The organism is Acinetobacter sp. ANC 3929, from assembly GCF_000369405.1.
In the GTDB taxonomy this organism is placed as follows: Bacteria; Pseudomonadota; Gammaproteobacteria; order Pseudomonadales; family Moraxellaceae; genus Acinetobacter.
In genome coordinates this window covers 717,128-735,235 of record NZ_KB849999.1, presented here as the reverse complement: position 1 = coordinate 735,235, position 18,108 = coordinate 717,128, and the positions used below count along the sequence as shown (strand labels likewise).

17 protein-coding genes are annotated in these 18,108 nt (G+C 40.5%); 11 read left to right on the top strand and 6 right to left on the bottom strand.

Going from position 1 to position 18,108, the window contains the following annotated elements:
- Positions 1 to 58: 58 nt before the first annotated feature.
- From F909_RS09545 to F909_RS09585, 9 genes are all read left to right on the top strand, one after another.
- Entirely contained in the window at positions 59 to 2,098 is a 2,040-nt protein-coding gene (locus F909_RS09545; protein ID WP_005150974.1) for a UvrD-helicase domain-containing protein, read from the top strand.
- Between the two features lie 22 nt (positions 2,099 to 2,120).
- The gene (dut, locus tag F909_RS09550; RefSeq protein ID WP_005150972.1) at positions 2,121 to 2,573 is read left to right on the top strand and encodes a dUTP diphosphatase; all 453 of its coding nucleotides are present in this window, start codon (positions 2,121 to 2,123) and stop codon (positions 2,571 to 2,573) included.
- Positions 2,574 to 2,767: 194 nt separating this feature from the next.
- On the top strand, positions 2,768 to 4,189 hold the full coding sequence (locus tag F909_RS09555; RefSeq protein ID WP_005150969.1) for a phosphomannomutase/phosphoglucomutase: 1,422 nt from the start codon (positions 2,768 to 2,770) through the stop codon (positions 4,187 to 4,189).
- A 16-nt stretch (positions 4,190 to 4,205) separates the two neighbouring features.
- Positions 4,206 to 5,105, top strand: a complete 900-nt coding sequence (gene argB / locus F909_RS09560; protein WP_005150967.1) for an acetylglutamate kinase — start codon at positions 4,206 to 4,208, stop codon at positions 5,103 to 5,105.
- Positions 5,106 to 5,227: 122 nt separating this feature from the next.
- Entirely contained in the window at positions 5,228 to 6,004 is a 777-nt protein-coding gene (locus tag F909_RS09565) for a GNAT family N-acetyltransferase (protein ID WP_005150965.1), read from the top strand.
- Positions 6,005 to 6,103: 99 nt separating this feature from the next.
- Positions 6,104 to 6,952, top strand: coding sequence for a class II glutamine amidotransferase (locus tag F909_RS09570; RefSeq protein WP_032877901.1), 849 nt, complete (start codon positions 6,104 to 6,106; stop codon positions 6,950 to 6,952).
- A 282-nt stretch (positions 6,953 to 7,234) separates the two neighbouring features.
- Positions 7,235 to 7,690 (top strand): bacteriohemerythrin, encoded by a 456-nt coding sequence (locus tag F909_RS09575; RefSeq protein WP_005150962.1) that lies wholly within the window; start codon positions 7,235 to 7,237, stop codon positions 7,688 to 7,690.
- Between the two features lie 245 nt (positions 7,691 to 7,935).
- A complete protein-coding gene (locus F909_RS09580; RefSeq protein WP_005150959.1) occupies positions 7,936 to 9,018 on the top strand; it encodes an SLC5/6 family protein in 1,083 nt (360 codons plus the stop codon).
- Entirely contained in the window at positions 9,018 to 9,332 is a 315-nt protein-coding gene (locus F909_RS09585) for an RnfH family protein (RefSeq protein ID WP_005150958.1), read from the top strand. The genes F909_RS09580 and F909_RS09585 overlap by 1 nt, the downstream gene beginning before the upstream one ends.
- A gap of 62 nt (positions 9,333 to 9,394) precedes the next feature.
- On the opposite strand, the gene F909_RS09590 is transcribed toward F909_RS09585, so the two are convergent.
- The gene (locus F909_RS09590; protein ID WP_004805189.1) at positions 9,395 to 9,793 is read right to left on the bottom strand and encodes an outer membrane protein assembly factor BamE; all 399 of its coding nucleotides are present in this window, start codon (positions 9,791 to 9,793) and stop codon (positions 9,395 to 9,397) included.
- A 111-nt stretch (positions 9,794 to 9,904) separates the two neighbouring features.
- Between F909_RS09590 and fur the strand changes: the two genes are divergently transcribed.
- Positions 9,905 to 10,342, top strand: coding sequence for a ferric iron uptake transcriptional regulator (fur, locus tag F909_RS09595; RefSeq protein WP_005150955.1), 438 nt, complete (start codon positions 9,905 to 9,907; stop codon positions 10,340 to 10,342).
- A gap of 96 nt (positions 10,343 to 10,438) precedes the next feature.
- Here fur and F909_RS09600 read toward each other — a convergent pair whose 3' ends face one another.
- Positions 10,439 to 11,557, bottom strand: coding sequence for a PilT/PilU family type 4a pilus ATPase (locus tag F909_RS09600; protein ID WP_005150953.1), 1,119 nt, complete (start codon positions 11,555 to 11,557; stop codon positions 10,439 to 10,441).
- A 24-nt stretch (positions 11,558 to 11,581) separates the two neighbouring features.
- A complete protein-coding gene (locus F909_RS09605) occupies positions 11,582 to 12,619 on the bottom strand; it encodes a type IV pilus twitching motility protein PilT (RefSeq protein WP_004770978.1) in 1,038 nt (345 codons plus the stop codon).
- Between the two features lie 125 nt (positions 12,620 to 12,744).
- On the opposite strand from F909_RS09605, the gene F909_RS09610 reads away from it, so the two are divergent.
- Positions 12,745 to 13,437: a YggS family pyridoxal phosphate-dependent enzyme gene (locus F909_RS09610; RefSeq protein WP_005150947.1), complete on the top strand. Its 693-nt coding sequence runs from the start codon at positions 12,745 to 12,747 to the stop codon at positions 13,435 to 13,437.
- Between the two features lie 36 nt (positions 13,438 to 13,473).
- On the opposite strand, the gene F909_RS09615 is transcribed toward F909_RS09610, so the two are convergent.
- From F909_RS09615 to F909_RS09625, 3 genes are all read right to left on the bottom strand, one after another.
- The gene (locus F909_RS09615) at positions 13,474 to 14,139 is read right to left on the bottom strand and encodes an HAD family hydrolase (protein WP_005150945.1); all 666 of its coding nucleotides are present in this window, start codon (positions 14,137 to 14,139) and stop codon (positions 13,474 to 13,476) included.
- 71 nt (positions 14,140 to 14,210) lie between these two features.
- The gene (locus F909_RS09620; RefSeq protein ID WP_005150943.1) at positions 14,211 to 14,483 is read right to left on the bottom strand and encodes a hypothetical protein; all 273 of its coding nucleotides are present in this window, start codon (positions 14,481 to 14,483) and stop codon (positions 14,211 to 14,213) included.
- A gap of 28 nt (positions 14,484 to 14,511) precedes the next feature.
- Positions 14,512 to 18,108: an AAA family ATPase gene (locus tag F909_RS09625; RefSeq protein WP_005150940.1), complete on the bottom strand. Its 3,597-nt coding sequence runs from the start codon at positions 18,106 to 18,108 to the stop codon at positions 14,512 to 14,514.

The following is an 18,108-nucleotide window of genomic DNA, read 5'->3' as shown; positions in this document are numbered from 1 at the left end:
AGAGATGTCTATAATTGTGCTCGAAAAAACAGGCTCGGAAACGAGAGAGGTACGTCCCATGTCATCTGCCAGTCAACTCAATGACAAGCAACTTGAAGCCATGAAATATGTTCAGGGGCCATTGCTGGTACTTGCAGGTGCAGGTTCTGGTAAAACCTCTGTAATTACCCGAAAAGTTGCCTTTTTGGTGCAGCAGTGTGGTATTCCAGCCTATCGTATTACGGCAATGACCTTTACCAATAAGGCCGCACGTGAAATGAAAGAACGTGTTGGAAAGCTGCTTTCACGTGAAGAAGCAAAAGGTCTTTCAGTTTCAACCTTCCATACCTTTGGTTTAAACTTATTACGTTTAGAATTAAAACATCTGCCGCTTAAAAATAACTTCTCGATTTTAGATGCAGACGACTGTAAGCGAATCCTGATGGATTTGATGCAGCGCGATAATTTGTCAGGGGCAGAGAGCAAAGAGCTGCTTGCCAAGGCAATGAAGAAAATTTCAGACTGGAAAAACGATCTGATCGTACCAGAACAAGCACATTCGACCTGTGAAACGGTTGAAGACGTCCAATTTGCTCATCTTTATCAGCTCTATGAGCGAAATTTACGTGCCTATAACGCAGTTGATTTTGATGATTTGATCGTAATGCCAACGCGTTTACTTCAGGAAAATGCCGAAGTGCGTGATAAATGGCAGAACCGCGTTCGTTATTTATTGGTGGATGAATATCAAGATACCAACACTGCGCAATATACGCTTGTTAAGCTGCTCGTGGGGGTGATGGGGCAGTTTACCGCTGTAGGTGACGATGACCAGTCCATTTACGCTTGGCGTGGCGCAAAGCCTGAAAATATGGCCTTGTTGAAAGATGATTTCCATAATCTAAAAGTCATTAAACTAGAGCAAAATTATCGCTCGACCAGTCGTATCTTAAAAGCAGCCAATGCCGTGATTGAGAATAACCCGCATATCTTTGATAAGAAATTGTGGAGTGATAAAGGTCACGGTGAAACCATTCGTGTCATCACTTGTTTAAACGATGATGATGAAGCTGAACGCGTGGTGAAAGATTTGATCACGCATAAGTTGATGAATGGTAAAAACTGGAAAGATTATGCGGTGCTGTATCGCGGAAACTTCCAAGCGCGTGTGATTGAAACGCAACTGCGTCAAATGCAGATTCCTTATAAATTATCGGGTGGTCAATCCTTCTTCGCACGCGCGGAGATTAAGGATGTGATGAGCTATTTACGTCTCATCATTAATCCTGAAGATGATAGTGCATTCTTACGTATTATTAATACGCCAAAACGTGCGATTGGTCCTGTGACCTTAGAAAAACTCGGTTTATTCGCACAAGAGAATACCTTGTCTTTGCTGACAGCATCTTCAGATCAGCGTTTGGCAATGGTCTTGCCGAAGAAGGCATCAACTCAATTACATGAGTTTGCTGAATTTATCGCGACATTTACACGTGAATTACTCGATGATGATGAGCCAATGCCAAAGGTTCGTCAGATGATCAACGAAGCCGGTTATATCGATTATATCCGTGAACAGGCAGCGACGCCTGCTCAGGAAAAAACCAAGCTCGACAGTATCGAAAGCCTTTATAGCAGCATTCAAAATTTATTGAATCGTACTGATGATGTCGATGAGAAGAATATTGAAAGCGTGATTCGTAAATTGGTGCTGCTGGATATGCTTGAGCAGCAACAAGAAGAAGAAGATACGGATAAGGTGAATTTGTTGACGCTGCATGCGGCGAAAGGTTTGGAATTCCCTTATGTGTATATGATTGGTTTGGAAGAAGAGTTATTACCGCATAAAAACTCGATCGCATCTGAAACTGTCGAAGAAGAACGTCGTTTGATGTATGTGGGCATTACTCGTGCGCGTCAAGGTTTAACACTGACCCTCGCGGAGCAGCGTAAGAATGGTGGACAAATGCGTCAAATGACCCCAAGTCGCTTCCTGGACGAGATGCCACAAGATGATTTGGAATGGCATGGCCGTAAAAAGAAACTGGCACCCAATGTTGATCCAAAAGAACAGGCTCAGCAGTATCTCGCTAATTTAAAAGCATTGTTGAAACGTTAAAAAATTGTAAGTAGGAAATTTAATGAAAGTTCAAGTTAAAGTATTAGATGCACGTTTAGGTCAAGAGTGGGCGTTGCCTTCTTATGCGACGACAGGTTCAGCAGGTTTGGATTTACGTGCATGTTTAGATGAAGCGATCGATATTGCTGCAGGTGAGACGGTTTTAGTAAAAACAGGTTTGGCGATCTATATTGAAGATCCAAACTTTGCTGGTTTAATTTTACCGCGTTCAGGCCTAGGCCATAAACACGGTATCGTATTAGGCAACTTGGTAGGTTTGATTGATTCAGATTATCAAGGTGAGCTGATGGTGTCGGTTTGGAACCGTGGACAAAACACCTTCCGTTTAGAGCCAGGTGAGCGTTTAGCACAATATGTACTGGTTCCAGTGGTACAGGCAGAATTCGAACAAGTAGACGAATTTGTTGCGACTGAACGTGGTGCAGGCGGTTTTGGCCACACTGGGAAACAATAAGTTTTTCTATAATTATCACTTTAAATGCAATGTTTTGCTGAAAAACGTTGCATTTTTCATATTGATTGTTGCCTCGATATATATTACAAAGCAGCTGACTGATTATTTTAATTTTTCTGAATAAGGGTTAGTTAATTTCTTAATAGTTTCTGCTTTTTTTATGGATCAAAAGATTATAAAAATAGGGGCTTACAGTGAATATAAAACATACATTTCCTCTGAACATTTTCCGCGCCTACGATATTCGCGGGAAGTTGAGTAATTTAACACCGAATATTATTTGTTCTATCGCCTATGCTTTAGCATCACAATATAAAAATGCTGAGCAAACCCATGTTGTGATTGGTTATGACGCACGTTTAACCAGTCCAACCTATGCTCATATCCTTCAACATATTTTTGAACAACAGGGTCTACAGGTGACCAATATTGGTTGTTGTTCATCCCCAATGATGTATTACATTGCCCGTGATTTTGGGGGGAATGGTGTGATGGTGACAGCAAGCCATAATCCGAAATCTGATAATGGAATTAAATGGATTTTAAAAGGTGAGCCCCCAACACCAGAAACCATCCAACAGGTGGGGCAGTTCGCACAAGTTTCTATACCCAATCTTGAACATATTCTGCATTTAAAAAATACTGAACATGAAATTGTTCCCCAATATTGTTTGCAATATCAGGATGCATTGATCAGTGACATTCAGTTAACACGACCATTAAAAGTCGTTCTAGATGGATTACATGGTTCGGCAGGGCGTTGCGCCAAACTGGTTTTAGAAAAACTGGGTTGTGAGGTGATTGCTTTACGCTGCGAAGCCAATGGACATTTTCCTGATCATGCACCAGACCCTTCTCATGCAGGACATTTATTGAAGCTACAAGCTGCGATTGTTGCCCAAAAGGCCGATCTCGGTATTGCACTGGATGGTGATGGGGATCGTGTGGTTTTGTTGGATGAACACGCGCATATTATTAGTCCTGACCGTTTACTTTCACTATTTGCTCAGATGTGTTTGCAGCAACATCCACATAAAGAAATTGTATTTGATGTGAAGTGTTCTCGTATGGTCGCTGATACCGTGCAGCGTTTGGATGGACAAGCTAAAATGATTCGCACAGGCAGTAGCTTCCTGCGAGCTTATTTGTCTCAATCGAAAGGAAGTGCAGTGTTTGGTGGTGAATATGCAGGTCACTATGTCTTTAATGATGGGCGTGGCTTTGGCTATGACGATGGGTTGTATGCTGCGCTACGCGTGATGGAATATTTGATCCAATCTGAGGCAACCAGCCTGTCTGGGTTATTGGCAGCGTATCCAGAACGGTTTTGCACAGAAGATACCTATATTGGGACACATGATGCTGATCCTAAGCGGGTTTTAAATGATATTGAAATTTTAAGCCATCATTTAGGGGCTCGTTTAAGTAAAATTGATGGTGTAAGACTTGATTTTGACGATGGATTTGGCATTATTCGAGCATCAAATACTGGTGAATATTTTACCGTCCGGTTTGATGCTGATAATCAGAACCGATTAATTGAAATTCGGCAGAAGTTTGTTTCTATGTTGCAAGATCAATATCCACAGATCGCACAAGAACTCGCGCAAGCCTAAACAGGAGAGAAGACGCATGCCACACGAGCATATCGGCATTGATAAAGCAAAAATTTTGATCGAAGCTTTGCCGTATATCCAACGTTTTGCTGGAAAAACGCTGGTTGTGAAATATGGTGGTAATGCGATGACTGATCCTGAGTTGGAAAGTTCATTCGCCCGTGACATTGTATTGTTAAAAACAGTGGGTTTGAACCCAATCGTTGTGCATGGTGGTGGTCCACAAGTCGATTCATTATTAAAACGCTTAGGACAAGAGTCTGATCGTATTGATGGCATGCGCGTGACCGATGAAGCGACCATGGAAGTGGTTGAAATGGTACTCGGTGGTAGTGTCAATAAATCGATCGTTAACTTGATTAACCAACATGGTGGTCGTGCGATTGGTTTGACTGGTAAGGATGGTAATTTACTGCGTGCACGTAAACTGCTGATGGAAAAACATGAAGCGGATGGTTCTATTTCGCAAATTGATTTGGGTATGGTCGGTGAAGTCATGGGTGTGAAAACCGATGTACTTGAAATGTTTACTCAAAGCGATTTCATTCCTGTTATTGCACCATTGGGTGTTGATGAAGAAGGCAACACCTATAATATCAATGCAGATCTCGTGGCTGGTAAAGTTGCCGAAGCTTTGGGTGCCGAGAAGTTGATTTTATTGACCAATATTACTGGTGTGTTAGACGAAAATAAGAACCTGCTCACAGGCTTAAGTACGCAAGAAGTTGATCGTTTGATCGAAACGGGTGTGATTTATGGCGGTATGATTCCAAAAGTTGGCTGTGCCTTAGATGCGGTTAAAGGCGGTGTGGTCAGTGCGCATATTGTTGATGGTCGTGTGCCACATGCGAGCTTGCTGGAAATCTTTACCGATCATGGTGTGGGTACACTGATTACCAATCGCGCGAAACATTAATTTTATTTGTTTTAAAAGAGACCTCAAGCAGGTCTCTTTTTTGTCATGACCTGTTCATGTTTTAGTCATCGCAATGTCATTTAAGCAATTTAAGGTAGGTCTAGTCATAAGGAGCTTTCATTATGCTAGAAAAACTAAATCAATATCGCCAGACATTGACTTTACCTTTACGCCACAAGCCAGCTCAAAATCAATTCCGTTTTGAATGGGTGGATAATTTAAAAGAATTACAAGAAGTACAACGCTTTAGAGCAACACAATTTAGTCATCAATTTGGTATGAACTTTGAAGACGGTCTAGATCAAGACCTTTATGATTTTGGTTGTGAGCATGCGGTATTACGTGAAAAATGGACAGGCGAAATTGTCGCTTATACCCGTCTTAAATTGTTCCAAGGCTATGAAATCGGGCAAAGTTACAGTGCTCAAGAATTTGAAATTGTTCCACACTTATCGCATTTGCCCAGTGTCTTAGAAATTGGACGCACTTGTGTGCACCCTAAATTCCGTTCGGGTAAAGCACTCTCAATGCTATGGTTGAACTTGACCCCTAAAGTACTTTGGTCAATGCGTGCTAAATACTTAATGGGCTGTGTTAGTATCCATTTGGATGATAACTTGGCACGTGCTTATTATACCCATCGTCAGATTCAACAATTGGGTGATCATCAGACCATTGATATCCGTTCTAAACGTAGCTTTGAGCCAGAGCGCCCTGACTATAGCTTTCCACAAGATGAACGCATGCCAAAACTGTTTCAGACCTATTTAGGGATGCAGTCGAAACTATCGAAACAGGCATTTTATGATGAGGATTTTAAATGCTTGGATTATTTTGTTTTCCTTGAAGTGAATAAAATCGCCACTTCTTTTGTGATGAACAAAATGGTGCAACGTTAGAGCCTTATCATTCTTAATCTAATAGTGAGCACATATTAAGATTTACAAGGCATCTGCACCTCATGCACAATAGGCATAGATGTTAGATAGTTAAAAGATATGTGCCAGCTATTAGGAATGAATTGCGCTACCCCGACAGATATCACTTTTTCCTTTCGTGGGTTCTCCCAACGAGCAGGGGTGACGTCTGATCATTGTGATGGTTTTGGAATCGCTTTTTTTGAAGATAAAGCTTGCCGTTTGTTTGTTGACAATCAATCTGCGGTTGAATCCCCAATTGCCGATCTAATTCGTAATTATCCGATCAAGTCTCGCAATGTGATTGCACATATCCGTAAAGCGACACAAGGTAAAATTAATCTTGAAAATTCACATCCTTTCTTGCGTGAACTTTGGGGCAGACATTGGATTTTTGCCCATAATGGTGATTTGCACGAGTTTAACCCTACACTGAGTGGACGATTTGAACCTGTCGGTAATACGGATAGTGAACTAGCATTTTGCTATTTATTGGACCAATTTGTTGAAGAATTTGGCTATGTTGAACCAAGTTTAGAAGAGATATTTTCACTATTAGAACGCATCTCACCACAAATTGCAGAGCACGGTACATTCAATTTCTGTTTGTCCAATGGCAAAGCATTATTTAGCTATGCGACCACTAAGTTGCATTGGTTAGTGCGTGAATATCCATTTCAACCTGCGCATTTAATTGATCTTGATGTTGAAGTCGATTTTAGTCAGGTTACCACACCAGAAGATCGCGTTGCAGTAATCACTACAGAGCCTTTAACGCATAATGAAGCATGGAAGGCATACCAAGCAGGGGAAATGATTTTATTCCAGCACGGTAAACCGATTCAGCATGTGCTTACGCGTGTAGAACGCTTAATTCGAGAAGCAGAAAATCCAGCATTAAAACGAGTAACTAAAGCCGATCAGTATTAATATATAAGATATAACTAGAATATATATTTAGTAGATTTTTTGACGAAATCTGAGTGTTGTTTTTCTAGTTATATCAATAAAATTAGATAGATAATTTTTCTTATTGGTTAAAAAATACTTGAGTGTTTTGATTGGTATAAATATTAAAATAAATAGAAAACAATAGGTTAATTTATTTCTTTGAAAATATTTAAATTCTGACAAAAATGCTGTGTTTTTATTTAATTCATTTGCCGATATTATATTCTTATTCAATAAATCAAATATGGTTTGGGGTTCGATATGGGTATGAAATGGTCTGTCGAATATAATACAGGAATAGAGGTGATCGATGATCAGCATCGTCGTATTCTAGATTATATTAATGAAATTTATGAATTAAAAGATAGTGATGATCGATCAAAGTTAAAAGGTATTCTAGATAATATTATCGATTATACTCAGTCACACTTTACCTTTGAAGAAAGCTTACAAGAAGAAGCAAACTATAAATACCGTGTACCTCACAAACGTGTACATGACTTATTTATCAAAAAGATAGAGACCTATCGTCAACGTTTTGAGCTAGGTCAAGAAATTGATAGCGAGCTGCATGAAGCACTCTCAAAATGGTTGATTAACCATATTCGGCATGATGATGCTGATTATGTTGGAGCAGTAAAAGAAAATATGCTTGGAATCATTAAAGAAAATGAAAAGAAAAAAGGGAAAAACTGGTTTTCTCGATTCTTCTCGTAATAATAAGATAATAATAAAAGATCCCTTATGATAAATAATAATAAGGTGTGGTATGAGTGATACATAAGGGATCTACTTAATAATATAATAATTCGTGCGCAGCAAATCACCGGAGGGTGATTTGCTTCTTTCTTTCGAAATCTTTTGTTTTGATTTTCAGGCTTGAGAAAGGCAAAATAGATTGAATATTTCATTGCAAACTCCATAAAGTGCAATGAGTTCAAAGATTTTTCAAGGAATGCATTATGCAGGACACAACTCTGTCACGCTGGCTTGCACCAGTGATGGCGTTTTGCCTATCTTTTGTCATGATTACGACATTGGCACCGACTGTTGGAATCCAGATTGATCGTCAATTCGATTTCTGGCTGCTTTGGTTAGGGACCATGATTCTGTTGGCATTACCCATCGGTTATCTTGAAATTGCTTTAGCAAAGCGTTCGCAGACCACAGCATTACAAGCACTTTCAACCTTAACACGTGATGCAGATGCTTCACCGAGATGGCGTCTTGTGGGCTGGTTGGCTGTTATATTTGTTCCTTTTTTTGCAGGCAGTGTAATGACTGCGACGACACATGTCGTGAATCAGCCGTTTACGCTTGCTGTATCAGAGCAGGTTGTTTTTGCAATCCTCGCCGTTGTTGCGCTTGGACTTTCTTTCATTCCGCGTCAATTTTTAATTGCTTTGACAACGATTGGTGTGATTGCCGCATTTATTCTTGCCAATATAATCGGAACACATCTCGCGGCTTGGCATTGGACAGGAGTCGAGTTTAAAGAATGGGGCAATGCTACGGTTCTTGCTTTGGTTGCAAGCGGTCTAGGGCTTGGTTTGTATTGGCAGACAAGTTTAGCAGCAGTGAAAAAGCAGGAAGCAGCTACAACGACAGCCTTGCCCATTTGGGTAGCGCAATTACTTGCCGTGATCGCCTTTGGTTTTTTCTCTGTCCAAGCACAGTTACCTGCATTGGCATGGGTATTTGCGGCCATTATGTCAGCAGCACTTTTGATTCAATTTGCAAAAGAACAGTTGGCACAGCGTCAGCTTGCGATCGTGGTTCAATGGGTGATTTTGCTTGCTGCTATCGCCGTTTGGGCTATACCACAAGTGGAACAAATCTTTAATACCGTACTCATGCTTTGGGGACTGGTGATTTGTTTGATTTATGCCGTATTTGCTGGCTGGATTATGAAGATTAGTCATTTGCGTAAAGCAATGGGCTTTAGCAATGAATTGTTTTATAACATCTGGCGTATTGCGATTCGCATCGTTTTACCACTTTCAATTGTTGTGGCAATCGTTGCTGTGATTGGACAAGTGGTCTAATGGAACAGGCGAAACAAGTTTGGGTCGCTTACTCAAGCCCTGAACAGCAATTCCATATTGCGGTCAGTTTTAGTGAGGGAATGACGGCCCAACAGGCAATCGATGCCAGTGGGATTGCAGCGCAGACGGTCCTACCAGAGGTTCTACAGTTAGGTGTATTTGGTAGCAGGGTCGAAGGAGATACAGTCCTGCAAGCAGGCGACCGTGTTGAAATCTATCGAGCACTCACTATTAACCCGAATGACATCCGTCGTAAGCGTGCGGCTAAGAACCCAGTTGGACGATTTATGAAAGGTAATCGCTTTAAGGCATAAAGCTGATAAGTAAAACCCCTCATGATTGACTCGATGAGGGGTTTCTTTTTGCTCGAAAGCCGTTATAGTGGTGGCGCAGTCAAAATAGCTTCTTTTGATGCCGGTAAACCAGGTTGTGATTCTGGAATCGTATCTAAACCTTCTAAGCGTTCTACGTTACCATTCGCATCAAAATAAACTTTTAAATGTTGACCGTGTGCCGCAGGTATTTTTGCTTTTTTCGCATAAGTGCCTGGAATATAGTTGTAGATGTAGTCCCAACGTTGTGGATTTAGTGGATCGGTCACTGTTGGACTACCAAGCAAGAAACGGACTTGCTGAAAGCTCATGCCCACTTGTACTTGAGAAGCTTGTGCTTTGGTTAATGGTGTTCCTTGTGGAATATCAACTTTATAAACACCAAAGACTGAACAACCGCTAAGTACTGTAGTGACGAACAACGCCAGCATGATTTTTTGCATTTTGCTACACTATCCTGATAAATGATGATGCATTTGATTCAAGGATAGATCATACTGCATCTAAACTCTATTGCCTATTCCAACTTAAGATTTGTTGAGAGACCTTTTTTTATGCCGATTTCTAATCAAGACTTACGCAAAGCTGGACTTAAAGTTACCCTTCCTCGTATTAAGATTTTGGAATTATTAGAAAATTCAAAACAACATCATTTGAGTGCTGAAGATATTTATAAAACTTTGCTTGAGCAAGGTGAAGATGTTGGTTTAGCAACGGTTTACCGTGTGTTAACACAATTCGAAGCTGCGGGTATTATTCAGCGTCACCATTTTGAAAACAATCATTCAGTTTTTGAAATCATGCAAGAAGATCACCACGATCATTTAGTATGCTTGAATTGCAACAAAGTTGTTGAATTTACTAATGATATTATCGAGAAAGAGCAGCATTCAGTTGCAGATAAACATCAATTTGCTTTAACTGGACATTCGTTAAATTTATATGGCTACTGTAGTGATGCAGAATGCCAAGAGGCTTATCGTAAAAAATAAGCCGTATTGAGTAAAAATTTAAGTGTTCACGAAAATTGAACAAATAAAAAAGGGAAGGTTACAAAAACCTTCCCTTTTTTAATGGCTTAGTTTGAATTATTGTCCATCAAACGTAATATTTCGGCTGGCACTTAATAACTGGTCTGCACCTTCTTCGGAAAGTTTGATGGTGAGGCGTAAGTCGTTTGGTGAATCTGCATGCTTTAACGCATCTTTATAGGTGATTTGTCCCGCTTTATAAAGATCAAATAAGGCTTGGTCAAAGGTTTGCATGCCCAATTCGCGCGAACGTTTCATTAGATCTTTGATCTCATGAATTTCACCTTTACGGATATAGTCGGCCAGAAGTGGGGTATTAATCAAAATTTCAATCGCTGCACGACGTGAATTACCATCAGGCGTCGGAATTAACTGCTGCGCAACCAATGCTTTTAAGTTGAGTGACAAGTCCATATAGAGCTGGCTGTGACGGTCAGCTTCAAAGAAGTGAATAATACGATCTAATGCTTGGTTGGCATTGTTGGCGTGCAGGGTGGCAAGTACCAAGTGACCTGTTTCTGCGAAAGCGATGGCATAGTCCATGGTTTCACGTGAACGGATCTCACCAATCAAGATCACGTCAGGTGCCTGACGTAGCGTATTTTTCAGTGCAATTTCAAATGAGTCGGTATCAATTCCGACTTCACGTTGAGTCACGATACAGCCACCGTGCTGGTGTACAAACTCAATCGGGTCCTCAATAGTAATGATGTGACCTTTGGAGTTTTGATTACGGAAACCAATCATCGAAGCAAGAGAGGTTGATTTACCTGTACCTGTTGCACCTACAAAAATGATGATGCCACGTTTGGTCATTGCCAATTCTTTGAGTACTTCAGGCAGTTTTAGATCATCCATGGTAGGGATATGGGTTTCGATCTTACGCAGTACCATGCCTGGCATATCACGTTGCTGAAAAGCACTGACACGGAAACGTGCCGTCTTTTCACGATTCATGATCGCGAAGTTGCATTCACGGGTTTCTGCGAATTCTTTACGTTGTTTGTCCGTCATAATGGATTGTACCAATTGACCGACAATTTCCCCTGAAAGTTTTGATTTGGAAACAGGCACAATCTGCCCGTTAATTTTCATTGAAGGTTCAACATCCGCAGTGACAAATAAGTCAGATGCGTTTTGCTGAATCATCAAATTGAGTAAATCATTAAAGTCCATGATATTTCTCTAATCCATTTATTTTTATAGGAATGACTCAGGTTGTTTTGCAACAGTTCGTGCAGTTTGTGGGCTAATTAAACCCTTTGAAACCAATGTTTTTAGACTTTGATCCAATGTGGTCATGCCATAGTTGGCACCCGTTTGAATCGCAGAATACATTTGCGCGACTTTATTTTCACGCACTAAGTTACGAATTGCAGGAATCCCGATCATGATTTCATGTGCGGCCACACGTCCACCGCCATTTTTTTTCAAAAGTGTTTGAGAGATGACTGCTTGTAAAGATTCAGACAACATGGCACGAACCATGTCTTTTTCTTCAGCAGGGAATACATCGATCACACGGTCAATGGTTTTTGCGGCAGAAGTCGTATGCAGGGTACCAAACACCAAGTGACCTGTTTCTGCGGCTGTCAATGCCAAGCGAATGGTTTCAAGGTCACGCATCTCACCGACCAGAATAATGTCAGGGTCTTCACGCAGAGCAGAACGAAGCGCGGCATTAAAGCCATGTGTATCACGGTGTACTTCACGCTGGTTGATCAGGCATTTCTTCGACTGGTGTACAAATTCAATTGGATCTTCTACCGTTAAAATATGGTCATAACGGTTTTCGTTAATATAGTCGATCATGGCTGCTAATGTGGTTGACTTACCCGAACCCGTTGGACCTGTTACAAGCACAATCCCGCGTGGATAATCACAAATTTCTTTAAAAATTGTGCCGAGTCCTAAATCTTCCATAGTCAAAACTTTAGATGGAATGGTACGGAATACCGCACCTGCACCACGGTTTTGGTTAAAAGCGTTGACACGGAAACGAGCAATATTAGGCACTTCAAATGAAAAGTCAGTTTCTAAATCTTCTTCAAAGTCACGACGTTGTTTATCATTCATAATGTCGTACACCAAACGATGTACATCTTTATGTTCAAGTGCTGGTAAGTTAATACGGCGAACTTCACCATCCACACGAATCATAGGAGGCATACCCGCTGAAAGGTGTAAATCTGAAGCACCGTTTTTGACCGAAAAGGCGAGTAGTTCTGTAATATCCATAATTTCCCCGAAACAAGCTAAAATGTCTCATTATTTTGTAGAATAATATAAGGCTTTCATTCGGGCTTACCAACACCTTAAAGAATGGAAAGCAAAAAAAGATTTCGTAAATGAGAACTGTGTCAATGAATCAATCGCAACAATCCCGCCTATCTGTTTTAAATCAAATAGAACAAGCCTGTCAGCAAGTTCAACGTGATCCTGCAACGGTGCAATTGTTGGCTGTTTCAAAGACACATCCAAGTTCTAGCCTACGTGAAATGTATGCAGTCGGGCAGCGCTGGTTTGGTGAAAACTATTTACAGGAAGCGCTGGAAAAAATTGAAGAACTCAAAGAGCTGGAGATTGAGTGGCATTTTATTGGTCATGTGCAACGTAATAAAACCAAGCATCTGGCTGAGAAGTTTGATTGGGTACATGGAGTTGACCGTTTGATTATTGCCGAGCGGTTATCTAGCCAGCGTTTAGAATCTCAACAGCCACTGAACATCTGTCTGCAAGTGAATATTGATGGACAAGATTCTAAAGATGGTTGTCAGCCAGAAGAAGTCGCTGAACTGGTTCAGCACATCAGTCAGCTTCCTAATATCTGTTTACGTGGTTTGATGGTCATTCCTACGCCTGAAAATCATGCTGCATTTGCAGATGCTAAAGCGTTATTTGATCAAGTGAAATCTCAACATGCTCAGCCTCAAGATTGGGATACCTTAAGTATGGGTATGTCTGCTGATCTGGAAGCTGCGATTGCGGCAGGTTCAACCATGGTCAGAGTCGGGACAGCATTGTTCGGTGCAAGGGATTATTCAACAAACAAATAAACGCTTTGTTTTTTTGATATTCGTTTGAAGGTATTGTTAGAGGTTTTCAATAGTTTCTATGAATGTTGCGTAGTCGCGTAAATTTGCATCAGCGATTGATGAATAAATCGATGGATCAGAATGAAAGAAAATCGTTTTCATTCCTACCGCCTTTGCACCTTGTATATCTGCTAATTCATTATCCCCTACAAAGATACAATCTTGTGGCGTAACACCTAGTTGCTGACAAGATAATAGAAAAATTGCAGGATCTGGTTTTCTGAGTCCAACCGCCTCAGAAACAATAATGCTAGAAAAGAACTCCGTCAGACCTAGGGCATAAAAATTATGTTCTTGAAAAGGTGTTCTACCATTAGAAATTAAGCCAATTAAATATCCTTGCCGTTTTAATTGGATCATCGTTTTTTCTACATGTTCAAAGCAACATGAAAATTTATTAAAATCATTGATATAACTTGCTAAAAGAGTATCTTTTGAAACATGGCTAATCGAGAATTCATGAATCAGGTTTTCATAAACACGATCTTTCCAAACTTTGCCATTATCGTCTAACTCAAGAAAGCGTTGAATGAATAGCTCCTTTTTGATTGCAGGAACGAATTGAAAAAAATTGATCTGCCAACTTAAGAATTTTATTAGGGAGGCTGTTCTATCCAGTATGGTTTGATCAAGATCAAAGATAACGGCTTTCTTCAGATTCATTAGAGCTCGGTATTGTGGTTATTCAAGCATCATAAAATTTACTCATGAATGATTTCAATCTGAAATAGTAACTAACTAAACTCTAAATCGTGTTGATCAATGGCTTCTTCAATTGAAGAGAACCATTTACAACGAACCTGAGGAGATTCTTCTAGTAATAACTCAATGGTCAGTTTCTTGAAATAAGCATGATCTTCATTTGAGGAAGAGGGGCCGTAAAAGTTAGTGCATAGAACAGCATACTCTTGTGTTTCTAAGCTGTATAAGCAAACGTATTCCGCAATTTGTTGCTTCGAAATACGCTTGAATATTGGTATTAATTGAAACGAATTGTTTTGTTCCATCTTTTGATTTCCATAAGAATTATTAGATCTATCCAACCACCTCAACCCGACTCGAACCTGATCCAACAGGTTGTACCTGAATCTGTACAGGAATCCGCTCATGCATTTCCTGAATATGAGAAATTAAAATCACTTTACGACCTTGGCTTTGCAACTGATCCAGCGCATTCATTACCATATGTAATGACGAGGCATCTAAGGTACCAAAACCTTCATCAATAAATAGTGATTCGATTTTCATGGAACCAGATGCCATATTGGCAATCGCCAAAGAAATCGCGAGGGCAGTGAGAAAAGATTCACCACCTGAGAGTGAAGCAACCGAACGGATTTCACCATCCATATCATGGTCGATAATTGCCAAGCTGAGTGAGTTATCTAAACGCTTCAAGGTATAACGCTGTGATAGCATCGCCAACTGTTGATTGGCGTATTCCAGCAAAATGTCTAAATTATATTGTTGTGCAAAGTCACGGAAATCTTTTCCTTTTGAATCCCCAATCAAGCTCGAAATCTTATTCCAGCGATGTTCTTGTTGCTGAATTTGTTGAATCTGCTCGGCAAACTGTTTCTGTTTGGTGACGTTCTGCTGATGTACTTCCAGTTTTAGTTTGTGTTGATCACGCAGCTCCACCTGCTGTTGCAAGCTTTCAAGATTGAGACGGATGTTCTCTGTGAGCTGCTCGCACTCGATTTCAGGTTGCTGTTGCTGATGTGCATGTAACTGCTCTTGTAGGGTTTTCAGCGCAGATGCTGCCTCATTACGGAAGCGTTCCGCATTTTGTAGGGATAGGCGTATTTGTTGTTCTTGTTCTGATGAAATTACAAGTAAATCAAGCAACTGACTTTCATTAAAATCAGTATGTTGTGCTAACCATATGCCTATTTCAGTTTTACATTCTGCCAATCTAGATTGATGCTGCTGCTGTTGCGTTTTGAGCTGTTCCAGTTCACTTTTTTGTTGCTCAAAGTTTTGGCGGGCATGCTCGAAATTCTGTTTAATTTGCTGATATTGGCTCTGTAATTGTTGACGTTGTTGATCATGTTGATTCAACCATTCATTGGCTTTAAGTTCTGTCAAACCTGTCATGGCAACAATCAACTGATGTGCTGAATCTGTATTTTGTTTACCTTTAACTTCAATATCTTTAAGCTGCTGACTCAGCTCGGTGTGTTGGGTTGTTAATCCAGCCAAATTCGATTTTAATAAATTAAGCTGCTGTTGTAGATGTTGTTGTTGCTTATTTAAGTTTTCAGTTTGCTCGAGCTGCTGTGCGCGTTGCTGTAAGCGATGCAAGACCTGTTGTGAGCAGGAAACGGGGTGTTGTTGCCACAGTTTTTTTTCATTTGCATCCAGACAATCGACAATATGCTGAACTTGATGTTGTAACTGTTGTACGTTCTCAAGCTGATAGCTAATATTTTGAATGGCTTGGTTGAGATGATATTGGTCTTTGCGGGCTTGTCCGAGTCGTTGTAAATCCAATTCTGCTTGTTGCTTACTTTGTAGCGTATCAGCAAGCCATTGTTGATGAGCTGTTGTGATTTGCACTTGTGATTGGGTCAAATCGAGCACGACCGCAAACTGTGCTGCTTGACTAATTAATTCATGCTGTTGAATGTTGAATTTGTCTTGGCTTTGCTGCATCGCAGATTGTAATTGCGTATGCTCAGCTCGAATTTGAGTGAATTGTTGCTGAGAGTTTTGCCAACGTTGAAAACATTGTTGTTCATGCTGGATGGCTTGTTGTTCTTGTTGTTGCTGTAGCTCATACAAGGCTTTGGAGAGCTGACTGGTGTCATCACGATAGGGGTGTTCTATACTGCCGCAGACTAAGCATGCTTCGCCTGGTTTTAATTCTGCGCGTAAATGTTCAATATTTTCTGCGTGCAGTAAACGTTGCTGCTGCAAAATCTGCTGTAATTTCTCACGTTCGGTCTTGGCAGATTGGAATTCTGTTTCGACTTTTTGCAGTTGTTGCTCAAGTTGTAGCTGTTGCTGATGTGCTGTGTCCAGTTTTTGATGGAGCTCAGTCCTATGATTCATGACTTCAAAGTAATGCTGTAACTTCTGCTGAATCAGCTCCAATTGATTGAGTCGCGTTTGCTGTTGTTCTCTCAAATTTTGTTTTTGTTCAAGTTGAGATTCGATCTGCTGAGTCGTACCAAACTGTTGGATGAGATCATCCAAAATGACTTTGTCTTGTTTAAGTTTGGACTGCGCTTGTTGAATTGAACCTAAATTTTGTTCGACTTTTTGGTATTGCTGAATAAATTGATTGAGTTGTTGAATATGGGCATTCAGACCATTGTCCAACGCTGTAAATTGGATACTTTGATGCAGTTGCTCAAGATTGATTTGATGTTGTGTTGAGAGACTGTGATGGCTTTGTTCAAACTGTTGTTGTTGTTCCTGTAAAGGTCGTTGCTGGCTTTCAATCTGGTTTAAACGATTCTTGGTTTTTTTGTATTCATCTGCGATGTATTCACGTTCCTGTACATATTTACGGACTTGTGTGAGTTCATTTTGATGAGTCTGCTCAAAGCTTTGAAATTGATGCAATGCTGTTTCAGCTTGAGTATAACGACTTTTTTCTTGCTCAAATTGAGTGATTAAAGTCGTAAAGCTATTTTGCTTTTGCTGAATTTGTGGCTCGAGTTGCAGAATGTTTTTTTGAAGATGTTGCTGCTGAAAGACAATAGGACGAATACCTGAGAAGCTTTCGAGTTGAGTCAATTGGGTACGTTCAACTGCCAATGCATCATAGGTTCTGAGCTGAAGATCATATTGTTGTTGTTTTAGTCCAATTTCATGATTGAGCTTTTGCTGCTGCTCAAACCATTGTAGTTGCTGATGGAGTTGAGTTTTCTCAGTTTCGAGTTGTTGAACCTGTTGCTGTGCATGTTGAAAATGTAGTTGTAATGCTGAGACATCTTCATCTGAGCGGATTTCGATATGACCTAAAACATTTTCTAATTGCTTACGTTGATCAGCTATTTCTTTGGTCTTTTGATAAGCCAATTGTCCAATTTTGGCAAAAATGCTGGAATTGGTCAGATATTCCAATAGTTCACCACGTTCATTATCACGTGCTTTTAAAAATGCGGTGACCTCAGACTGTGCGAGTAAGACGGCACGGGTAAATTGCTCAAAACTGAGTTGGGTAATCTGTTGAATATGGGCTTCAACCGCTTTGGTTTTATCTGCAATCACCACACCGTCGGTCAGGCATTTCAGTGAGCGTTGCACACTTTGCAGTTTGCCACTGGCATTTTCACGGGCACGTTTAATTTCCCAACGTGCGAGGTAATGCTTTTGATCTTGTGCCACAAAACACAGTTCGGCAAAACCATGTCCTGTGCCGCGACGTAAAACAGTAAGTGGGGAGTTGGTCAGCAGTTCAGAACCATCCACATCTAACAGCTTACCGTCACTTTCCTTGAGGCGTGGAATTTTATTAAATAAGGCCAGACACATAGCATCTAAAATGGTAGATTTTCCAGCACCCGTTTTTCCGACAATGGCGATCAGTCCCGCACTGGCCAAAGGCTCAGTTTCAAAGTCAATAAAATGCTCATCTGCCAAAGATGCCAAATTTTTCAGTCGAATTGATAAAATTTTCAT